Annotated in this window: 17 protein-coding genes, 1 tRNA gene and 1 pseudogene; 8 read left to right on the forward strand and 11 right to left on the reverse strand. The window is 41.0% G+C overall.

What is annotated here, in order from left to right; translation table 11 throughout:
* Nucleotides 1-272: 272 nt before the first annotated feature.
* Together ACM0OR_RS16345 and ACM0OR_RS16350 are read left to right on the forward strand one after the other, a co-directional pair.
* Complete coding sequence (locus ACM0OR_RS16345) at nucleotides 273-560, forward strand: hypothetical protein (RefSeq protein ID WP_414577409.1); 288 nt, start codon at nucleotides 273-275, stop codon at nucleotides 558-560.
* Nucleotides 561-759: 199 nt separating this feature from the next.
* Nucleotides 760-1878 carry a hypothetical protein gene (locus ACM0OR_RS16350; protein ID WP_414577411.1) on the forward strand — a complete coding sequence of 373 codons (1119 nt, stop codon included), beginning with the start codon at nucleotides 760-762 and terminating at the stop codon, nucleotides 1876-1878.
* A gap of 121 nt (nucleotides 1879-1999) precedes the next feature.
* Here ACM0OR_RS16350 and ACM0OR_RS16355 read toward each other — a convergent pair whose 3' ends face one another.
* Complete coding sequence (locus tag ACM0OR_RS16355) at nucleotides 2000-3292, reverse strand: sensor histidine kinase (protein ID WP_414577412.1); 1293 nt, start codon at nucleotides 3290-3292, stop codon at nucleotides 2000-2002.
* 12 nt (nucleotides 3293-3304) lie between these two features.
* Nucleotides 3305-4510 (reverse strand): PAS domain-containing protein, encoded by a 1206-nt coding sequence (locus tag ACM0OR_RS16360; RefSeq protein ID WP_414577414.1) that lies wholly within the window; start codon nucleotides 4508-4510, stop codon nucleotides 3305-3307.
* Nucleotides 4511-5127: 617 nt separating this feature from the next.
* Between ACM0OR_RS16360 and ACM0OR_RS16365 the strand changes: the two genes are divergently transcribed.
* From ACM0OR_RS16365 to rdgB, 3 genes are all read left to right on the forward strand, one after another.
* Entirely contained in the window at nucleotides 5128-5244 is a 117-nt protein-coding gene (locus tag ACM0OR_RS16365; RefSeq protein WP_414577479.1) for a transposase, read from the forward strand.
* Nucleotides 5245-5376: 132 nt separating this feature from the next.
* On the forward strand, nucleotides 5377-6813 hold the full coding sequence (locus tag ACM0OR_RS16370) for a phosphoglucomutase/phosphomannomutase family protein (protein ID WP_414577416.1): 1437 nt from the start codon (nucleotides 5377-5379) through the stop codon (nucleotides 6811-6813).
* 76 nt (nucleotides 6814-6889) lie between these two features.
* Nucleotides 6890-7471, forward strand: a complete 582-nt coding sequence (rdgB, locus tag ACM0OR_RS16375) for an RdgB/HAM1 family non-canonical purine NTP pyrophosphatase (RefSeq protein ID WP_414577418.1) — start codon at nucleotides 6890-6892, stop codon at nucleotides 7469-7471.
* Nucleotides 7472-7651: 180 nt separating this feature from the next.
* Here rdgB and ACM0OR_RS16380 read toward each other — a convergent pair whose 3' ends face one another.
* A complete protein-coding gene (locus ACM0OR_RS16380) occupies nucleotides 7652-8998 on the reverse strand; it encodes a protein kinase domain-containing protein (protein ID WP_414577481.1) in 1347 nt (448 codons plus the stop codon).
* A gap of 81 nt (nucleotides 8999-9079) precedes the next feature.
* Nucleotides 9080-9463, reverse strand: coding sequence for a DUF4359 domain-containing protein (locus ACM0OR_RS16385; RefSeq protein ID WP_190698592.1), 384 nt, complete (start codon nucleotides 9461-9463; stop codon nucleotides 9080-9082).
* Between the two features lie 126 nt (nucleotides 9464-9589).
* Between ACM0OR_RS16385 and ACM0OR_RS16390 the strand changes: the two genes are divergently transcribed.
* Nucleotides 9590-9662: transfer RNA gene (locus tag ACM0OR_RS16390), tRNA-His, on the forward strand.
* Nucleotides 9663-9766: 104 nt separating this feature from the next.
* Here the strand turns inward: ACM0OR_RS16390 and ACM0OR_RS16395 are convergent.
* From ACM0OR_RS16395 to ACM0OR_RS16420, 6 genes and pseudogenes are all read right to left on the reverse strand, one after another.
* Nucleotides 9767-10624: a sulfurtransferase gene (locus tag ACM0OR_RS16395; RefSeq protein ID WP_414577420.1), complete on the reverse strand. Its 858-nt coding sequence runs from the start codon at nucleotides 10622-10624 to the stop codon at nucleotides 9767-9769.
* A 217-nt stretch (nucleotides 10625-10841) separates the two neighbouring features.
* Nucleotides 10842-10973 (reverse strand): adenylyl-sulfate kinase, encoded by a 132-nt coding sequence (locus ACM0OR_RS16400; protein ID WP_190698597.1) that lies wholly within the window; start codon nucleotides 10971-10973, stop codon nucleotides 10842-10844.
* Between the two features lie 175 nt (nucleotides 10974-11148).
* A complete protein-coding gene (locus ACM0OR_RS16405; protein ID WP_414577422.1) occupies nucleotides 11149-11748 on the reverse strand; it encodes a PEP-CTERM sorting domain-containing protein in 600 nt (199 codons plus the stop codon).
* A gap of 208 nt (nucleotides 11749-11956) precedes the next feature.
* A complete protein-coding gene (locus ACM0OR_RS16410) occupies nucleotides 11957-12256 on the reverse strand; it encodes a helix-turn-helix domain-containing protein (RefSeq protein ID WP_414577424.1) in 300 nt (99 codons plus the stop codon).
* Nucleotides 12257-12509: 253 nt separating this feature from the next.
* A pseudogene (locus ACM0OR_RS16415) lies at nucleotides 12510-12713 on the reverse strand (IS4 family transposase); the annotation flags it as partial.
* A 355-nt stretch (nucleotides 12714-13068) separates the two neighbouring features.
* Nucleotides 13069-14184: a metallophosphoesterase family protein gene (locus ACM0OR_RS16420; protein WP_414577426.1), complete on the reverse strand. Its 1116-nt coding sequence runs from the start codon at nucleotides 14182-14184 to the stop codon at nucleotides 13069-13071.
* Nucleotides 14185-14402: 218 nt separating this feature from the next.
* On the opposite strand from ACM0OR_RS16420, the gene trmB reads away from it, so the two are divergent.
* Nucleotides 14403-15050 (forward strand): tRNA (guanosine(46)-N7)-methyltransferase TrmB, encoded by a 648-nt coding sequence (gene trmB, locus ACM0OR_RS16425; RefSeq protein WP_414577428.1) that lies wholly within the window; start codon nucleotides 14403-14405, stop codon nucleotides 15048-15050.
* Here the strand turns inward: trmB and ACM0OR_RS16430 are convergent.
* On the reverse strand, nucleotides 15041-17269 hold the full coding sequence (locus tag ACM0OR_RS16430; RefSeq protein ID WP_414577430.1) for a tetratricopeptide repeat protein: 2229 nt from the start codon (nucleotides 17267-17269) through the stop codon (nucleotides 15041-15043). The genes trmB and ACM0OR_RS16430 overlap by 10 nt on opposite strands.
* 215 nt (nucleotides 17270-17484) lie before the next feature.
* On the opposite strand from ACM0OR_RS16430, the gene ACM0OR_RS16435 reads away from it, so the two are divergent.
* Nucleotides 17485-19518 (forward strand): FAD-dependent oxidoreductase, encoded by a 2034-nt coding sequence (locus tag ACM0OR_RS16435; protein WP_414577482.1) that lies wholly within the window; start codon nucleotides 17485-17487, stop codon nucleotides 19516-19518.
* The last annotated feature ends 95 nt before the right edge of the window (nucleotides 19519-19613 follow it).

Raw genomic sequence — 19613 nt, forward strand, 5'->3', positions numbered from 1 at the left:
TCTATGCCCTATCTCTTATGCAGCAACCTTTATAGGTAGGTTGTCACCCTCTAAGGGGATTGAGTTTTTTGCAATTAGGATTACGCGAGATTAAACGCTTGTGTTATCAACATCTTCCCATTCCCAGTTTAGCCACCTTACCTCAAAGAGTCCTCCATCTGCCTCTGCTTCCCTCAAAAAACGCGCGCTGTTCGAGACGCGAATTGAGTTCTCGCGTGTCACGGTTTTCTCAACTTGAGACTCCAGAAAGTTTTCTGCACCACTAAGCCCCTATGACACTGATGAATAAAGAAAAATTATTAAAACACTGCTTAACTCGAATAACTCAATTGGGTATTCCTACTGAACAATATTTAACCGGAGAGTATTTCGGACTAAATACACACAAACTAGCAAATGGGTTGTGGGAAGTTTGGATAATTTTGGAATGGAATGAACATCCTACTAACTGGGCTTGCAGGGTAAAATGTCTTGTTTCTGGAAATCTACAAATTCAACAATATTGTTTGCTCACAAAAAAGCTAAATGGTAGTATCATTGAGCATTTCCGTTATCCTTAAATATATAAATTTGCCTGACTAGACAATTAAACTATCTAAGTGTAGTTATATTTTGTTTTTTCAGGAACCGATAACTGACCAGTCTTCATCTCTATTTAAATTAACTTTAGATAATTTCAGTAAATCTCATCAGGCAATCGCTTACTCAAAGGTTTATTCTAGATATTAAGATTATTGCAAATATTTGAGTAGTAGATTAATGGCACTAAATTTAAAAGTTTTAGAGAAAGACTCTCTACCAGTTATAGGTAGCATAAATCAGAGTTCAGTTGAATCTTTAGCACAACAATGGGCTAAAAAGTATTTACAGAATCTCCAGGTTGATAGCAGCCATCAAGAAAGTGATGAGCAGTTGGATTTATCAGAAATAGTCTCAAGAGCAGGACGAGAAAAAACTGCTAACAAGATCATGGAATCTTTACGCAGTATCAGTGCTAAAGCTTGGAATAAAACAGAGGCACTGTTATCGGCAGAAATCAAACGTCACGCTATAGATGCCAACTTAATTAATCCTTGGGAAGTGGCAGGGGATTCTTTTATGATTTACCAAAAAACTTTAAATGTCTATACTCAACAAGCTACGTTGCGGCCTCTTTCGCTAGTAATGAAATCGGCATATGAAGCTAATTCATTTGGTGAACAGGCATTAGAAGTGTTTACCGAACAAGTTGCTCCTAGCCAGTTAGCTAGAGTAATTAGTGCAGATATCGGGGCGATGAGAAAAAAATACACTTGTATTGACCCTAGAGTGATTGGCTTTGTGAGTATGCAGTTTCATTACACTAGCCAAATGCTCTTACAACCATTAGATTCTGTAGAGCAAGCACTTGTTAGTGCATATTTTAAAGTCATTGATGACCACTTATATATGCCACTGCAACGAGCGTATGATGCAGCAGCAAATCATGATTATCAGTCCCCTGCATTGGGAGCAGTGCAGCAGCTATTACCAATCAGTACAGAAATTGCTAAGAAGATTTGTCAAAGGGTAATTGAACTTCATCCCAATTACTATTGTCTGTCTGGTCGTTTGAGTGACTCAGTAGTCAAAATCTCTAGCATCAGAGATGTAGAGATGTTCCAAGTATATTTGTGGGTCTGTGCATTAGAGGGAAACATTGCAGCTATTCAACAAGAGTTATTCCCCCTGTGTGTGATGCTTTATCCCACATTAAAAGTACATTGGGAACTAATTCGCTTCATGCTACATTTGCTAAGACAAGAAATACAAGCTCGGCTGATTCCTGAACAATCTCAACATTTAATGCCATATTTTCAAGTCTTATGGGATATGTTTTCTCCAGATGTTTTCGATTAAAGCTAGAGCAAGGATTTCTCGCTTATCGCAGCAATTCTCATTATGAGAATTGCTGCGCTTATCTACGGCGGTTTACAATCATGTAGACATTGAAAATTAGTAGGCAACCGCGAGTATCCAGCTAAACTGCTTGATGAACTTGTTGCTGGAGAGGAATCCGAATGATAAACTCAGTTCCTACTCCGGGTTTTGAGAAGCACTCCAATTTGCCGCCATGTTTTTCTGTAACGATTTGGTAGCTAATGGACATCCCCATTCCAGTGCCTTTCCCAACCGGTTTGGTGGTGAAGAAGGGATCAAATATTCGGTGTTTAATCTCTTGAGGAATACCGACCCCGTTATCCCTGAGAGCCACTTCTACCCATACAGTATCGATAACTGATGTCCGAATTGTAATTTGATTTGGATTTTCCTGAATCTGCTCATAAGTGCGATTGGCATTGCTATCTTCGAGCGCATCAATTGAATTAGTCAAGATATTCATAAATACTTGGTTGAGCTGTCCGGCATAACATTCTACGAGTGGTAGTGCAGCATAGTCTTTGATTACCTGAATTTCTGGGCGTTCGGGTCTGGCTTTGAGCCGATGTTGCAGAATCAGCAGGGTGCTATTGATACCTTCGTGAATATCAACCGCCTTGAATTCAGCTTCATCCATCCGAGAGAAGTTACGCAGCGACAGCACAATCTGGCGAATGCGTTCCGTTCCCAGCTTCATAGAAGCCAACATTTTCGGTAAATCCTCCTGCAAAAACTCCAGCTCGATATCGTCAGCAGCAGCTTGAATCTCAGGGGCAGGGTTGGGGTTATATTGCTGATACAACTGCACAAATCCTAATAAATCCTCAACGTATTCCTGCACATAGGCTAGGTTGCCGTGAATAAAGTTGACTGGATTATTAATTTCATGGGCTACACCAGCGACTAACTGCCCCAAAGAGGACATTTTTTCATTTTGCACTAGCTGAGTCTGCATTCGCTTGATTTCGACTAAGGTATTTTTCAAAGCAGTTGCTTGCTGGCGCAACTGGGCTTCTGACCTGAGCAAAGCGGCTTCAGCTTGTTTGCGATTACTAATATCACGAGCAATTTTAGAAATACCGATGATTCTGCCTGTTGTATCCAGGACTGGAGAAATCGTCAGAGAAATATTAATCAGCGTCCCATCCTTGCGTTGACGCAAAGTTTCAAAGTGTTCAACCCGTTCTCCGCGCTTCAATTTCTCCAAAATTTGGGCTTCCTCATCGATGCGTTCCGCAGGAACAAGCAGCGTTACAGGTTGACCGATTAGTTCTTGTGCCTGATAACCAAAGAGTTTTTCTGCCCCAGCATTCCAGCTAACAATCACTCCATTCAAAGTTTTACTGATAATGGCATCTTCTGAGGATTCTACAATTGCCGCCAAGCGAAACAAATCTGCTTCGGCTTATTTGCGCTCGGTAATATCACGACAGACAACAACTCCTCCTTGTAGCACTCCACGAGCATCTATTAATGGTCTGCCACTAACTAGTACCCATAAGCCGTCCGGTGCTTGAGCATGACGCACAAAAATTTCCACATTGTCTACTGTCTCTCCTCTAACTGCCCGTGTCAATGGCAAGTCTGGGCCAGCAATTGGTGTTACTTGGTCTGGTAAAAAAAGTCCATATTGTTGTGACCACTGCTGACTTTTTGTTTCAGTGGCACCATTTCCAAAGATTCGTTTCGCCGCCGCGTTAAAGACGAGAAACGTCTCTTGTTCATCAGCAACAACCACTGCCTCACTCATTTTGTCAAGGATCATCTGCAAAATATTAGTTTGTTGTTGCAGAGAGCTTTCCATGAGTTTATACTCACTAATATCATGAAGAATTCCTTGGAAAGCTACAACACTGCCAGTTTGATTCTTAATAGGTGAAATATTAGTTTTACACCAACAAAAACTTTTATCCTTCAGTTGGCATTTCAATTCTAGTCCTAACTTTTTCTCCCCAGTTTTCAGAAGGCAATTGAGGAAGCTATAACACTTGCGTAAATCATGGGGATGAATGAGAGTAAAAAATGAGTTTCCTATCACATCTGAGGTAGGATAACCAAAAACTTCAGTAAAGTGGGGAGATAAATAAGTAATAATTCCTTGAGTGTCAAAGGAGTAAATAATATCATTAGCATTTTCTACAAGATAGTGAAAATTGGCGGCACTGTTGACATCATGAACTTTGGGATTAGTAATAGGTATCAGTAAACCATTGAAAATAATCTTGTCAGTCAGTGCCTGGTCTATTTCAGAGATGGCTTGAAACCACTTAAATTCACCATTAGGTAAAGTTAGCCGTCCTGACCAATGCCAGTTCTGTAAAGAATGGATGGCGAAATTCAGCGAGTCCTGAAAACTTTTTTGGTCTTCTGGATGAATGATTGAAATTAATTTGTGAATATCCCCTTGCAGTTGGGATGATTTGACTGCTAGGATACTGTCACAATTTGGACTAATAAAGCTACAAGCATTAGCTCTTTGTTTATCAGCAACAATTTGATAAATTATGGTTGAAATTTTCTGACTAATTTGTTGGAGTTGTTTTTCAATATACTCACTACCTGTCTGAATTGTCCCAGAAATACTTGGGTCAATCAATACTAAATCTTCCATAGAATGTCAGTCCTAAATTAATGGCTAGTTTCCCTACGCAAAATTTTGCCTGTTAAACAAGAATTGACAGATTAAATAATATTTAAATATTTTATATTTTAAGTATAAACTTTTTATAAATAACACAGTAAAAGCACTGAATTTGAGAAGCTGCTCATCCTGGTTTTTAAAATAACGTGAGTTCGATGGCGATAGAGAGTTAGAAAGCTTGCTCAGAGAGGATTTGAGCAATGAGAGAGGAAAAATAACTAAGAGTTATGGAGAAGAGGTGAAAACAACCTAAAAAAACACCGAGACTAAAAAATATATCAGAAAAATCAGGAGTCTCGGCTCTCACCTCGACATCACGGAAATTTTCTATGACGTAGATGATTTTTGTAACCAATGGGAAAATCTGTGGAAGCAAGTACCACAATTGCCATCAACGAAAGGAGAAAGGCGCAGTAAATCAAGAATGCACCTATCAGAAGTGATGACAATAGTCATCGCCTTTCATGGCAGTGGTTATAGAACTTTTAAAGAATTTTATACCTTGCAGGTGCTTCCTGGATGGCGTGAGGCATTTCCTTTCTTTAGTCAGCTACACAAGATTTGTGGAATTGATGCCTTGGTGTCTAATGTTATTGTGCTGTTTTTTGCATACGCGAACAGGAGAAATTACAGGAATTAGTTTGATTGATTCCACACCAATTAATGTTTGCCATAATTGTCGCGCCCATGCACATAAAATCTAAAATCTAAAATTCACCTGTCACTTATCACCTGTCACCTGTCACCTATCACCTATCACCTTCTTACGCCTCTTTTGCTACTGAGCCAACTGTACAAATGCTAGAATCCTCAAGTGTACTACCGAGGATACCTGAATGCCAGTTATAGCTAGCCCCATCAAGTTTGGTACAGACGGCTGGAGGGGCGTAATTGGTGATGAATTCACCTTTGAACGTCTAGCTTTGGTCGCGCCAGTTGCAGCAAAAGTATTATATGATACATATTTTTCGGAAGTAGGTAGCCGCACTATTATTGTGGGTTACGATCGCCGATTTATGGCAGAAGACTTTGCCCGTGCCGTTGCCAATTCTGTTACAGCCATAGGCTTTGATGTTCTGCTGAGTGAAAGCTATGCTCCAACCCCCGCTTTTAGTTGGGCAGCAAAACAACTCAACGCTTTAGGTGCGTTAGTAATTACAGCTAGCCATAACCCAGGTTCATATTTAGGATTAAAAGTCAAAGGTTATTTTGGTGGTTCAGTATCACCAGAAGTTACAAAAAATATAGAAGAACAGTTATCAGTAGCTGTACCACCAGCATCTACCCCCGGTAAGTTAGAAATATTTGATCCTTGGCCGAGTTATACCCGAGGTTTAGAAAAAAAAGTTAATATCGCCAAACTCCGAGAAGCGATCGCCTCTGGGAAACTCACCGTATTTGCTGATGTCATGCACGGTGCAGCCGCAAGCGGTTTGGGCAGATTATTAGGTGAACGTGTCCAAGAAATCAATAGCAGCCGCGACCCCCTATTTGGTGGCGGTGCGCCAGAACCCTTACCAAAATATCTGTCTGCACTATTTAATGTTATCAAAACTCACCGAGACACTGATAAATCAGGTTTAACAGTAGGGTTGGTATTTGATGGAGATTGCGATCGCATCGCCGCCGTTGATGGTAACGCTAACTTTTTAAGTTCCCAAGTTCTCATCCCCATATTAATCGACCACCTCACCCAGAGACGCAACTTTACAGGCGAAATCGTCAAAACCGTTAGTGGTTCAGATTTGATTCCCAAGGTAGCCGCACTACATAACCTCTCAGTATTTGAAACAGCAGTTGGGTATAAATACATTGCTGACCGGATGTTAGCCGCACCAGTTTTGTTAGGTGGGGAAGAATCGGGAGGGATTGGTTATGGTAGCCATATACCAGAAAGAGATGCCCTATTATCAGCATTGTATGTCTTAGAGGCGATCGCAGAATCGGGGCAAGATTTAGGAGATTATTATCGCCACTTACAACAGCAAACAGGCTTTACCTCAGCCTATGATCGCATTGATTTGCCCCTAGCCAGCATGGAAGTAAGAGCGCGTCTTGTGCAACAACTGGAAACTCAACCATTAACAGAAATTGCAGGTAAAGCCGTAATTGACTGTAAAACCATCGACGGCTACAAATTCCGCCTCGCTGATCATAGCTGGTTAATGATCAGATTCAGTGGAACAGAACCAGTTTTACGCCTCTACTGCGAAGCTTCCAGCTTAGAAGAAGTACATAAAACCCTAGCTTGGGCAAAACACTGGGCAGAGTAAGATTAATTAATAATTCGTAATTCGTAATTCGTAATTATGAACTACGAATTAGAAATTACGAATTTTCTCAGAACTAATGACTATACTTATCGTAGCTACAAGTAATCCTGGTAAATTGCGGGAAATGCAAGCTTACCTCAAAGATACCGACTGGGAATTAAAACTCAAGCCGGAAGAATTAGAAATTGAAGAAACCGGTGATACTTTTGCGGCAAATGCTTGTCTGAAAGCCTCTGAAGTAGCGAAAGCGACAGGAAATTGGGCGATCGCAGATGATTCTGGTTTACAAGTAGATGCCCTCAATGGCGCACCAGGTGTATATTCTGCCCGTTATGGTACATCCGACTCAGATCGAATTGCCAGATTACTTAGGGAATTAGGTAGCGAAGTAAACCGCAAAGCTCAATTTGTGTGTGTAGTTGCGATCGCTTCTCCGGACGGTAATATTGCTATTCAATCTGAAGGTATTTGTCCTGGCGAAATTCTTCATGCACCGCGTGGTGATGGTGGTTTTGGCTACGATCCGGTTTTCTATGTTCCGGAAAAGCAATTGACTTTTGCCCAGATGACGCTAGAAGTAAAGAAATCAGTTAGTCATCGAGGTAAAGCTTTCGCTGCTTTACTTCCTCAATTGACCGCACTCAGTGGTGAGTGGTGAGTGCTGAGTGCTGAGTGCTGAGTGCTGAGTGCTGAGTAATAAAAAGAGTATGCTGCTCAACGCCCCGCTTCCGCTCTAAGCGCAGCTATGCCCACAGGGCTTTACAGCACTTTTGCACTCGGTAAATTCCCCGCCTCTCCCTACGGGACGCTGCACGAACGTGGGTTTAAAATTCCCCCCTCAACTCCCCAATCTTGTTGCTACAGCGTCTATATGTCGCCACCACTGAGTCCCACCAGCCCACACCCGCGAGGGTAAATATCCTTGAGGTAATGACCCAATAAATAATTGCCAACTGGGGGGAGAATTAGAGTTATATAGATGCCAACCAACCGCCGTACAGAACCTTACATAATCACAGTCAACGCTTTCGTAGATTTGCTTCTGTACACTAAAACCAAAACGTCCTTGACTGTACTTGAGCCACAACTGGTCAATTATTTGTAAATCCTCATAGGGTAACTTAGCAATATCACCCACAAAGAAATAACTACCTGTTGGCTTTGATAAAGCCTGACACATCACCATCCAAGTTTCTTGGTCTGCCAATTGCCATTGTTTCAAAGCGAGTAAATCACGCAATTTGTGATAATCAACACCAACCTCAGAATACAGCGTATTAACTGGCTGTTGCCGAACATTCCGGGGACAGGAGTTTAACGCTTGCAAAACTTCAGTCGCCGATTTGTAGCGTTGGGAGAGGGCATTTTGCAATAATTGGTCAAGAATTGCGCCTAGTTGCTTGCTGATAGTGTTCCCTGATAATAGATAATCACGCCAGACCCAGCGATCGCAAGTCACATCAAATAAATCAAAGGGGGAAATCCCAGTTAATAAATGAATGCAAGTCACACCTAAACTGTAAAGGTCACTTGCTGGTAGTGCTTTTCCCCGTGTTTGTTCAGGCGCAATGTATTCTGGAGAGCCTATGGTAGTACCTGTTTGTAGTAAAGCTGTAGCGGTGATGTGTTTGGCAATACCAAAATCAATTAAAACTAATTCACCCTGAGAGGAACTGCGGATGATATTTGCTGGCTTGATGTCCCTGTGAATGATTTGCTTGTCATGGATAAATTGCAGCACTGGTAACAAGTCTTTCAATAATTGCCCAATCTGGGATTCATTAAAGACTCCCTTTTCTTGCAATTCCTCTTTGAGTGTCTGTCCGGGAATCCATGATTCCACTAAATACAGGCGATTTTTTTGTTCAAAGTAACCCAGCAGTTTGGGTATTTGGGGATGTTGCAACTCATCAAGGCGCACCGCTTCCTGACGAAATAACTTCACTGCTTGATGAAAGTTGTGACCATATTGAGACGGAAAATTAAATTGTTTGATGACACATTTAGGTTGGGAAGGAAGATGCTCATCCACTGCCAAGAATGTTATACCAAACCCACCATGACCAATCTGCCGTAATAAATGATAACGGTGATTGAGTAAAAGCTGTTCACCACATTTGAGACAAACTGTAGCTGTATCGGGGTTTTGAGAATATAAACAGCCAATATTAGGACATATTTTCATCACAAGACGTTTTTCTGGGCTTATCAATGATTATTCCCAATTCCTTCTTGCTTCTTGTCCTGTCACCTATCCCCTTCCATCCTACTGTTGCTCTGCGGTGTAAGTATAAAAATTGTTAAACGCGCCTACGGTTTCAAATCTGTAAGAAGGTATCCAGGAATTCACTTTGAATTCTGTGCGATACACACTAAACAAAATTAAGTCTTGCCTTTCGGTCGTGGCTGAGAGGATTTGCCGCATTTGGGGGTTAGCAGAACTAACTAGTTTGTCACAGTTAGTATTGATTAACTTTTCTATGAGCTTTGTTGTTGAATTGCAGACATCTTTTTTTAAGTACGATGTCAGTTTCTGCACAGCATAATCCTCATAGGCAGGTTGGTTAGGATTTGTGTTTGCCATCGCTACTCCCAACACAGCCGCGAATCCTATAGAACCAATGTATGCCAAAATATTGAATAACTTCATACTTTCTAGCGTTAACTCCCTAGATATCAGTTAAATTCCCCAGACTGGGAATCAATAAAGTCCGTTCCTATAGAAAATTTTCTTGATCAATTTACCAAATCAGTGCTATAATCAAAAATGTCGATGGCGAGCGTAGCCAAGTGGTTAAGGCAGTGGTTTGTGGTACCACCATTCGTGGGTTCAATTCCCATCGTTCGCCCTTTAAATGATGAATCGGTAGTTTTCAAAGAGTGATATCGCTTTTTGATAATATAGCTGATAAAACCTCAAAGACTAACAATATTTTATGCTCTTCCTCATAGGCTACCGAATCACTGTGCTATCAATCGGTAATGAGAAATCACGAGACCATTCATTCCAAGAACCAAAATAATTTTTGGCATTAATTCCAGCGTCTTGTAAAGCAATCAGTGTATTAGCAGCCCTAGAACCTTTAAAGCAATATACATACACAACAGACTCGGAAGTAATACCCACAGATTGACAAATTTCTAAAATCTCCGCTTTGGAGAGAAACATCGGGATTCCCGATACAGAAGTCATCAAACGATGCCATTCCAGCCATATAGCGTTAGGGATTCTCCCCTTGCGCGGACAAAAATCAGTACCGTAGGGAGAAGAACTGAGTCCTTGCCATTCATGACGATCTCGCACATCCAATTTTATAATTGCTGGATTATTGATTGCCTCTAACATTTCGATAGTCGTCACCATCATCTCAGCCTGGGGATGCAATCTAAATATGCTGCTTTCACGTTCAGGGATTTCATTTGTAGTAGGTAATTCTGCCGCTAGCCAGGCTTTATAGCCTCCATGTAACACAGATACATGAGGACAACCCAAATATTTTAGTAAAAAAGCTGCTCTACAAGATTGACCGTAACCTTGATTAAAAGCATCTTCATACACAATTAACCGTTCCGCACCAGATATTCCTACCTGACTCATAATTTCCGCAAAATATGCTTGTAATTGTTTTAATCCTGCGGGGGAGGAATTTTCTAAAAGATAGGTAAAGAAATCTCTAATATTGATAGATTCAGGAATATGAGAAATAGCATACTCTTCTGGAGTCCGCGTATCGATAATGACAGTATGCGGGGATTTTTCTACTAACAGAGACGTGATTTCTTGAGGAGAAATGAGGAGTTTTGTCTGCACGCTTTCATGCTGTTATCATATCATTTGATATTATCGCGCTCTGTTAATTTGCACTTTGGCATGAAATTTACATAATCAAAAATCTTGAGTGTAATGAGTAAGCTTTTGTAGCGGTGTTTCTTAGATAGATTTAGCTACATCTTAGGCTTGCGCCCGCGTATTGGTCTTACTTCCTCTGTATTGGCTTTAGCCTCTGGGATGTTTGGCATACAGTCCCTTAACAATCACCATTAAGTAATTCTACTTGGCGACCCCGCGATCGCAATTCTTGGGCAACAGATGAGGCGATCGTTGTTTTACCCGCCACGCTTAACCCTGTCAGCCAAAGAATTAGACCTTGATGATTCATAATTTGCTTTTTTTATCTATCGAAAAGTGCGATGTCTACGACGATGCTCCGCCTACGCACTTTATATTATTCATGAAGGGGATAGGATTGTAACCCTTCCCCTTTTCTCCCCACTCCTTTTATCTCTGCCTCTTTGGTGAAAGTGAATGAGTCATGATGATTTTTATAAATAGTTTTAGAGAACTTTTTTGAACTTTTTGGCAGTGAATTTGGATGACTGCTTACGTTTAAAGACAGAAGTTGCGCCAAGAGTGCCAAGGGTGAGTAGGCTAAGGATCGAGGTGGGTTCAGGGACGCTAACTATAGTTGCAGCAAAAGTAATAGGTAACTCACTATCTTCTGTTCCTAGATTTTGAAAACCTGGGATGAACGGTGGCGCAGAAAAAATTTCTAAATAACCGGGTGTTGGTAAGAAACTAGCAAAAAATGGACTAGCATAGTTTCCTTGTGATGTGGAATAACCAAAACCGTCACCCGTCAACTGCTGACTACTAAGACTAATTAAATTATCTACATTGAAAGGTTCGTTTCCTGGTATTGGAGTACCTACGGGTTGCAGACTAGTAATTGTTTCGCCATTGCGTGTACCACTAATTCCCAAAATCTGGTAGAAACCCAAATCGTCAGGGGTATCATTAGTGGTGAAAGTACCCATCGCGTCTATTCCATTACCAGAATAATTCCACTTCCAGGTTAAAGCAGAAGCAGTTTCCATTGTTCCAAAAACCAATCCAGATGCGGTAGCGAGGGCTGTAGCAAAGAGTAGAGTTTTCATGAGGTCTTCAGTAAGAGTGTAAATACAAAAATCATAGAGCGATCGCTCCAATTACCGCATCGGACAAAGATCCTAGTCAAAACTTGGATCTTTGTCCTATATAATTAATACTTATGTGAATTATCAGAGGCCACAGACCTCAATCGCTCAATTACATTTAGCTGTCCAGCATAAAGATGAGTGAGGGTGTCTGTATCGAGCAAATACATTAAGCCTCAGACTCCGCATCGACTTCAGAACGTTCCCTGTCCTGGTAAATTTTGGCTCTTAAATCTGCAAGAGTATCATCATCAGCTAAAGCACCTACTTGTTGAAGCAGAACAGCCCTACTACTTTTTGAACGTAGCCAGTCGTCAATTGCCGCTTTTAAAAATCTCCAGTCGTTTTCAATTTTACGACCTGGAATATTCCCAATCATTGTTTGATGCACAACTGTTTGAGTAGGTAGTCTTAGGTATGCTGAGACTTCTTCAAGAGTGAGAATATCTGGTAGTAAGCTAATCAGCATTTAAGTTGCATAAAACCAGGGCTGAAGCCCTTACTACAAGCGAATCAGTCTGGAAAAATGAATGAAGATTAGCTTATTGCTTGCTCCATAACTCACCAATGGCTTAATGTATCTAAATTTATCGTAAAAGTCTGTAGAAGAAAACGGATTTGCGGCATTTTGTCACCGACAATTTTTTCATACAATTAATACTTATGTTACGCGATGTGCGACTTATCCTTGAAACCCCTCTCCAAACCTCTCCCCTACAAGGCTACGGTGTACACACAAGTTTGCCCAGAGCGAGTTTCCAGCCAAAAAAAGTGGATTCAAATTGCTCAAGACCGCGAACCAAAGTAGTAATACCGGGAGGTTTCTGAGACTTGTAACCAGACCAACCACCAAGCCCTTGCATAATCCAAGTAGCCCAAGCAAGGGATTGAGGAGGATAGGGATTTTGTTGCAGTCGAGTTTTGCCGTCCCTCCAAAAACCGATAATATCCCACTTGTTCGGCTCTATTTTTACTTAGAAGCCGAATGCTCACTGATTGATGTTTTCCCATTGCTTCGTACAATGCCGCCCCCTTTTTGAGAGTCGCGGGTCTCCGAATGCTTTTCCCTTAACTACTTGAGCGTGTATTCTGATTGGATTTTCCACCGCTTTTTAATTCCCTCAACTCCTTCTGTTATTACTTTACTTGGACTTGTGTGTACACCGTAGCCTACAAGGAGAGAGGTTTGGAGAGGGGTTTTTAAAACTCGTCGAACTCACGTTTACTCATTACTCAGCACTCAGCACCGGCTAAACGCCGCGCTACCGCTAACAGCACTCACTACTCAGCACTTTTTTCTAACAATAAGGTACTGTTATTATCAATAAAACTGGGTGTACCAGTATGAGCGATCGCACTATACGTCTGAATGTAATGGCGCACTTTTTGGGGAAAATGGGGATAATCTAACAAAGCATCTCCATCGGCAATAGTTGCCCAAAAATCACGCAAACTGGGAGCTAGTTCTTGTGCCTGGTTTATGGGTAAATTTAATGGCGGTAGGCTAAGTAATTTAACTAGAAATGGAAAAGAGCGATCGCCCATCCATTGCTTTGATGAATGCTGCAAGTTAGGAAAATCAGGTACTGACTCTACACGATGAGACAGGATTTGCAGCCATTCTTTTCCTTGTTGATCTCGATGAAACTCTAAAACTCGATAAGGATGAGGGTAGCTGACTAAAGAACCAGTGGTAATATCATATACACCTGCATCACAGGCAACATCTTGAACGTGTAAATGACCTGTAAAGACTAGCCTGACTCCATAACGTCGTAGTAGGTGCAATAATTCCGGGGCATTTGCCAACATATAACGATTTGCCATAGGATGGCGGGATTGATGGGGTAAATGCTCCACTACGTTGTGATGCACCATCACTAACACTAGTTTATCTACTGCTGCGGCTAGTACCTCTTCTAACCATCTCATCTGTTGGGCATCTAAACGTCCTATCTGCTCACCCTGTTCATTAAAACAGTTAGAATTTAAACCAATTAACCGCACCCCCGGTAATAATTGCTGTGTGTAATAAAGTTGATTAGTATTTCCATAGCCAAACTTGCGGTAATAACTGGGAAAATCAGCACAGGCTATTGATTGCTGATTAGCCATCAACACAGGAATATCGTGATTACCAGGTACAACATAGGCAGGAAAAGGTAATTTAGATAACCTTTCTTGTAACCAAATATGATTTTCTGGTTCACCGTGTTGTGTTAAATCTCCTGGCAGTAAAATAAAATCTAAATCAAGTTCTTTTAAATGTTCAATAGCACTTTCAAAAGCAGAAATACTCACTTCCACTAGATGAAACCGACTAGGATGATCCCAGATGGTGTGAGGAAGAGCGATGTGTAAGTCGCTAACTACAGCAAAGCGAAAATTTAGCACCATTGATTTCAAAAAATTATTAAAAACGGTAGTTTAAGGCACACTTTTAAAAAAAGTATAACCCCTCCTTTGTCAAGCTGCTGAGGATTGCTTATACTTAACATTTATACATATGGGGAATTGTGGTAATAAAACAGGGGAAGCAGGGGAGGAAAAAATCAATGAATACCCAATACCCAATTGACTAATTACTAATGACTAAATTATCAGGAGTATAAATTTTGCCATTTATCCGCGTCCGTCAACACGTTAATCCCCTAGCAAAGAAGTATCAACAACCTGTAAATCCTATAGAGTGGGAAAAAATTTATGCTAATTTACACCAGCCGCTACATTTAGATATTGGCTGTGCTAGGGGAAGATTCGTATTACAAATGGCGCAGATAGAACCACATTGGAATTTTCTTGGTTTAGAAATTCGCGAACCCCTAGTCATAGAAGCTAATAAGTTATGTTCTGAGCTAGGTTTAACAAATCTCCATTACGTGTTTTGTAATGCGAATAACTCATTAAAAGTTTTGTTATCTTCTCTACCCCCAGGTATTTTACAGCGAGTTACTATTCAATTTCCCGATCCTTGGTTTAAGACTCGCCACGCTAAACGCCGCGTAGTACAACCAGAATTAGTAGCAGACTTAGCTAATTATTTGCCTGTTGGGGGAGTGGTATTTCTGCAATCAGATATGGAATTTATCGCAGTAGAAATGCGCGATCGCTTTGCAGAAAGCCCCCATTTCCAAAAAATCGGTATAGGAGAATGGCTAGAAGAAAACCCCCTATTAGTCCCAACAGAAAGAGAAGTTTCAACGCAAAATAGGGGTGAACCTGTTTATCGAGCTTTGTTTGAAAGAGTGGTGAGTTATGACTGAGATAGCGTGGTTAATGTTCTAAATTCTTCATTATCTGCAATCTCATCAAAATCTATATCATTTGCAGCATCTTCTTGATATCTAGGGTTAAGATTAATGGCTTGTTGCAGATTTTCTAAAGCTAAATTGACCTGTTTTTGCAGTGCATAACAGGCAGCTTTATTATAGTAAGCACTGGCATAGTCTGGTTTAATTGCTAAAGCTTTATCAAAAGAACTGATTGCTTCTTCATCCTGTCCTAACCTAACAAGAGTGTAACCGCGTTTATCCCAAACTTTTGGGGAATCTGCTTGGAACTTTAATGCTTGGTCGAAAGAAGTAATTGCTTCTTCATATTGTTCTAATTCTATCAAAGCTAAACCGCGATTCATCCAGGCAATGGCATCTTCTGGGTTAATTTGGGTGGCTTGGTCAAAAGATTTAAAAGCATCTTGATGTTGCTTTAAATAACCGAATGCAACACCACGATCGCACCATGCTTGGTAATAATCTGGTTGAATTTTGATCGCTCGATTATACGAAGCGATCGCTTGTTTATAACGTTTCAATCTGGCGAAAGTAATGCCACAATTAAACCATAGTATAGCATCATCAGGGTTGATTTTCACCGCTTGCTCGTAAGCTGCGATAGCTTCTTCGTAACTTTTTTGTGAAAATAAATTATTTCCCTGCTCTATATAATCATCAGCAGTTAATTTTGTCTGCTCATTTTCTCTTGCTGGCTGAGGTGCTGGGGTTGCTTCTTCTATTGTAATTACTGCGGGTTCAACTTCGGCAAATTCTTTTAAAATTACATCTTTACGTTGTTGAGCATCTAATTGCAATTCAGATAGTTGTGAGACAAACTCCGTTTCTAGTTTTTCCAGCTTTTCTAAAATCAAGAATTTTTGTTGTTGAGCATTTAATTGTAATTCTGAAAATTGCGAAACAAACTCCGAGCCTGATTTTTCTAACCCCTCCATAATTTGCTCTTTGCGGTTTTGAGCATCTAATTGTAGCTCAACTAGCTTAGATGCAAACTCCGATTGTAATTTTCTTAATTCCTGTTGAATATATAACTGTGATTCAGATATTTGCGCTTTGAATAAATTTTCTAATTCTTGCAGATTTTTTAATACATTATCTTTTTGGATATGCACTTCTGAGTGGGAGTTAGATAATTGCTGTGCATACTCTGCTTGTAATTTTGTTAAATTCTCTAACAAAGTGTCTTTATGTCCTTGAGTATCCGCTTCCAATCCTGAAACCTGAGATTGGAATTGACTTTCTATCGCTTGGAGATTTTCTAATTTGATATCTTTTTGCTGCTGGACATCTTCCTGTAATCTAGATAGCTGCACACTAAATTCTGATTGTAAGTTAGTTAAACTTGCCATCATCTTATCTTGATGCTGCTGAGTATCAGTATATAAATTTCCTAGCTGATGATTAAATTCCAGTTTTGTTTTTTCTAAATCTTCTCCAACTAAATTTTTGTGAATCACAGCATCTTTTTGTAGTTCTCCAAGTTGAGTAACAAGCTCTGATTCTGTCTTTGCTATATTTTCTAAGGTTATATCTCTTCTCTGTTGTGTCTCTAACTCTAATTGAGATAGTTGGCTAGCAAACTCAGCTAGTAAATGCTCAATTTTTTGCTGAAAATTTGTAACTTCTGTTGATAGTTTAGTTAAGTTATCTGTCTTAGCTTGCAATATCTCTGATGTTACAAAAGATAAATTATCGTGTTCAGTTTTGATTTTTTGTTGTAGGTTTTCAGCTTCCCTTTCTAAAGCGCGAGTAATCCCTTTAGCTTCTTGGATAAGATTTTCTGCATCTTGCTTGACTAGAGTTAGTTGTCCTTCGAGTTTTTCCACTCCTTGCAACTGTGACATGGCTCTATTTACAATTTCACGAATAGCTACCCGTCGCAGTAGCCAAAATAAAGCAATAATCGCCACGGGAAATAAACTTAAGATAACTAACCAAATATTCAGCAAGACGGTTGTACGATTAAAGGCTCGCTCAAAATCAGTTTGTATTTGTTCTAAAATCCGCTTTTCTGTTTGCAGTTGAGCTAATGCTTCCCCTTGTTGATTAGGTATTGCCTGGGCGGTAATGTATTGGGGGGAAGGGGATGGTGTAGTTTGTCCATTGCTCATCTCAGCAGACAGCAGCAAGGGGGAAAAGACGATGGTGCTTTTCAAAAGTAAGGATAAAACAAATTGGTTCTTGCTCTTCATCACAACCATCCTGATGTGTTGGTCAGTTTTTGCGCCGTGCTTATTTTCTAATCTATAACAGAATTTTGTTGTCTAAGGTGGATGGGGATATGCTTAGGATACCGCAAGCAGAACCTGTCACCTGTCACCTGTCACCTGTCCCTTATCCTTGCCATGAACATTCCCAGGATGGTAACGTCTACAAGTCCGCACAGAGTAAAAAGGGTTCTCACATCATGAAGCGCAGACACCAAGTAGCCTCACTGATTAGTCTTACTTTAATCTCTGGCTACCTTGTACCACATTCTGCTATCATCGCCGCACCACCGAGAAGCCCAGACAAAACGGTCAACTGTGAGATTTTAGTTGTAGGTGGCGGACTTTCTGGTGTAGCTACAGCTTATGAGGGTTTGTTAGCCGGAAAAAGAGTTTGCTTAACAGAAATTACCGACTGGTTGGGAGGACAAATTTCTTCTCAAGGGACATCTGCATTAGATGAAAGACCAACTCAACGTAGTCGCCAGTTTTATTCTCGTGGCTATTTGGAACTACGCAACCGCATCCAAAAAAAATACGGTCAACTTAACCCTGGAGATTGTTGGGTAAGTGATTCCTGTTTTTTACCGCGTGATGCTCATACCGTTCTGGCGCAAATGCTCAAAGATGCAGAAAAAAAGGGTAAAGGTAAGTTGGAATGGTTTCCCAATACGGTAATTAAAGAACTGGGAGTCTCTAAGAATAATACTAGTACAGGTGGGCAGTTAATTAATAGCGCGATCGCCATCCAACATCAACCAGCGAAAGGCGCACCTCCCCTAAACACCTTTCCCCTATCGCAAACTATTGACGATGCTTATCGCTACAACAACTCGTCTCGGTTTACTAAAAGTATTATTCGCCTAGTTCCCAAGCAAACCAAAGGTAATATTCCCTGGTATGTTGTAGACGCTAGCGAAACCGGAGAAATTATTGCTTTAGCTGATGTTCCCTACCGTCTAGGTATTGATGGGCGTTCCTTCCTAGAACCTTCATCTTCTAGCACCAGCAATGAACCCTATTGCACACAAGGCTTTACCTACACCTTTGCAATGGAGGCGACGAAAGAACCGCAGCCGCAGAAAATGCCGCCATTTTATCTACAATACTCTCCCTACTTCAGTTATGAGTTAGAGAGGTTAGCCAACTTTGATTTAGTTTTTACCTATCGCCGCATTTGGAGTCCAAACAAGGGACAACCCACTACATTTAGAGGTGTGAATTTTACCGCCCCCACCCCAGGGGATATATCCATGCAAAACTGGACTTGGGGTAATGACTATCGTCCTGGGACTGCGAAAGATAACTTAGTTTACACTCGCCAGCAGTTACAAGGCACAGGACAATTAAAACCAGGCGGTTGGATGGGTGGACTGAGAACCGAGACTTTCCGCAAAGCTGAAGAACACGCCCTGTCTTACTATTACTGGCTAGTAGCTGGAACAACCGACTCTCAACTAGGGAAAGGTGTAAAACAGCAACAAACCAATAACCGCTTTTTATCAGGGTTAAATTCCCCGATGGGGACAGCACATGGCTTATCCAAATATCCTTATATGCGCGAAGGGCGGCGTATCATCGGCCGTCCCAGTTGGGGACAACCAGGAGGTTTTACTATTTGGGAGATTGATATTTCCCGTCGCAACTACAATGATGAATATTACCGCAAAACCCTGCCAGCAAATATGTATCGCCAGCTAAAAGCAGCCTTGGCAGGTTTAGAAGCGACATCGGTAATTTCTGGTCAAATTTCCCCAGATAAAGCCATGCGCCGCACCCGTTCCACCATTTTCCCCGATGCTGTGGGTATTGGTCACTACGCCATTGACTTCCATCCTTGCATGACGAAAAGCCCTCCAGAAGCACCAGGTAATACAGAACGACCAGGGGAAAGACGGGGCGGAGGACAGGCTTATCCCTTCCAAATTGCACTGAGGGCAATGATTCCCCAAAAAGTTGACAATTTAATTGTAGGTGGTAAAAGTATTGCGACCAGTCATATAGCGGCTGCTGCTTATCGGGTTCACTCCTTTGAATGGTCTGCTGGCGCGGCGGCGGGAACTGTTGCAGCTTTCGCCCTCAACAACAACGTTGCACCTTACCAACTTGTAGACGATTTACCCAAGCCAGAACCGCAACTGCAAGCCCTAAAACGTCTATTAGAAAAGAATGGCAACCCTACCGCTTTCCCTGATACTTCCATTTTTAATCAAAACTGGGAAGATTGGCGGTAGTGATTTCATGGCCTATGTGAACAAAAATATCCCCGACTTTTCTAAAAAGTCGGGGATATAATTTCCTGACCAAAAATGATCAATATGATTTGTAC

This window comes from Anabaena sp. CCY 9402-a, from assembly GCF_963920945.1.
In the GTDB taxonomy this organism is placed as follows: domain Bacteria; phylum Cyanobacteriota; class Cyanobacteriia; order Cyanobacteriales; family Nostocaceae; genus Trichormus; species Trichormus minutissimus.

What these genes read in the sequence shown, in the direction of transcription:
- ACM0OR_RS16435 (WP_414577482.1), top strand. Translation starts at nt 17,485, where the DNA reads ATGAAGCGCAGACACCAAGTAGCCTCACTGATTAGTCTTACTTTAATC.
- ACM0OR_RS16360 (WP_414577414.1), bottom strand. Translation starts at nt 4,510, where the DNA reads ATGGAAGATTTAGTATTGATTGACCCAAGTATTTCTGGGACAATTCAG.
- ACM0OR_RS16380 (WP_414577481.1), bottom strand. Translation starts at nt 8,998, where the DNA reads ATGAAAATATGTCCTAATATTGGCTGTTTATATTCTCAAAACCCCGAT.
- ACM0OR_RS16420 (WP_414577426.1), bottom strand. Translation starts at nt 14,184, where the DNA reads ATGGTGCTAAATTTTCGCTTTGCTGTAGTTAGCGACTTACACATCGCT.
- ACM0OR_RS16410 (WP_414577424.1), bottom strand. Translation starts at nt 12,256, where the DNA reads ATGCTGATTAGCTTACTACCAGATATTCTCACTCTTGAAGAAGTCTCA.
- ACM0OR_RS16385 (WP_190698592.1), bottom strand. Translation starts at nt 9,463, where the DNA reads ATGAAGTTATTCAATATTTTGGCATACATTGGTTCTATAGGATTCGCG.
- ACM0OR_RS16350 (WP_414577411.1), top strand. Translation starts at nt 760, where the DNA reads ATGGCACTAAATTTAAAAGTTTTAGAGAAAGACTCTCTACCAGTTATA.
- rdgB (WP_414577418.1), top strand. Translation starts at nt 6,890, where the DNA reads ATGACTATACTTATCGTAGCTACAAGTAATCCTGGTAAATTGCGGGAA.
- ACM0OR_RS16365 (WP_414577479.1), top strand. Translation starts at nt 5,128, where the DNA reads ATGTTATTGTGCTGTTTTTTGCATACGCGAACAGGAGAAATTACAGGA.
- ACM0OR_RS16405 (WP_414577422.1), bottom strand. Translation starts at nt 11,748, where the DNA reads ATGAAAACTCTACTCTTTGCTACAGCCCTCGCTACCGCATCTGGATTG.
- ACM0OR_RS16400 (WP_190698597.1), bottom strand. Translation starts at nt 10,973, where the DNA reads ATGAATCATCAAGGTCTAATTCTTTGGCTGACAGGGTTAAGCGTGGCG.
- ACM0OR_RS16345 (WP_414577409.1), top strand. Translation starts at nt 273, where the DNA reads ATGACACTGATGAATAAAGAAAAATTATTAAAACACTGCTTAACTCGA.
- ACM0OR_RS16430 (WP_414577430.1), bottom strand. Translation starts at nt 17,269, where the DNA reads ATGAAGAGCAAGAACCAATTTGTTTTATCCTTACTTTTGAAAAGCACC.
- ACM0OR_RS16370 (WP_414577416.1), top strand. Translation starts at nt 5,377, where the DNA reads ATGCCAGTTATAGCTAGCCCCATCAAGTTTGGTACAGACGGCTGGAGG.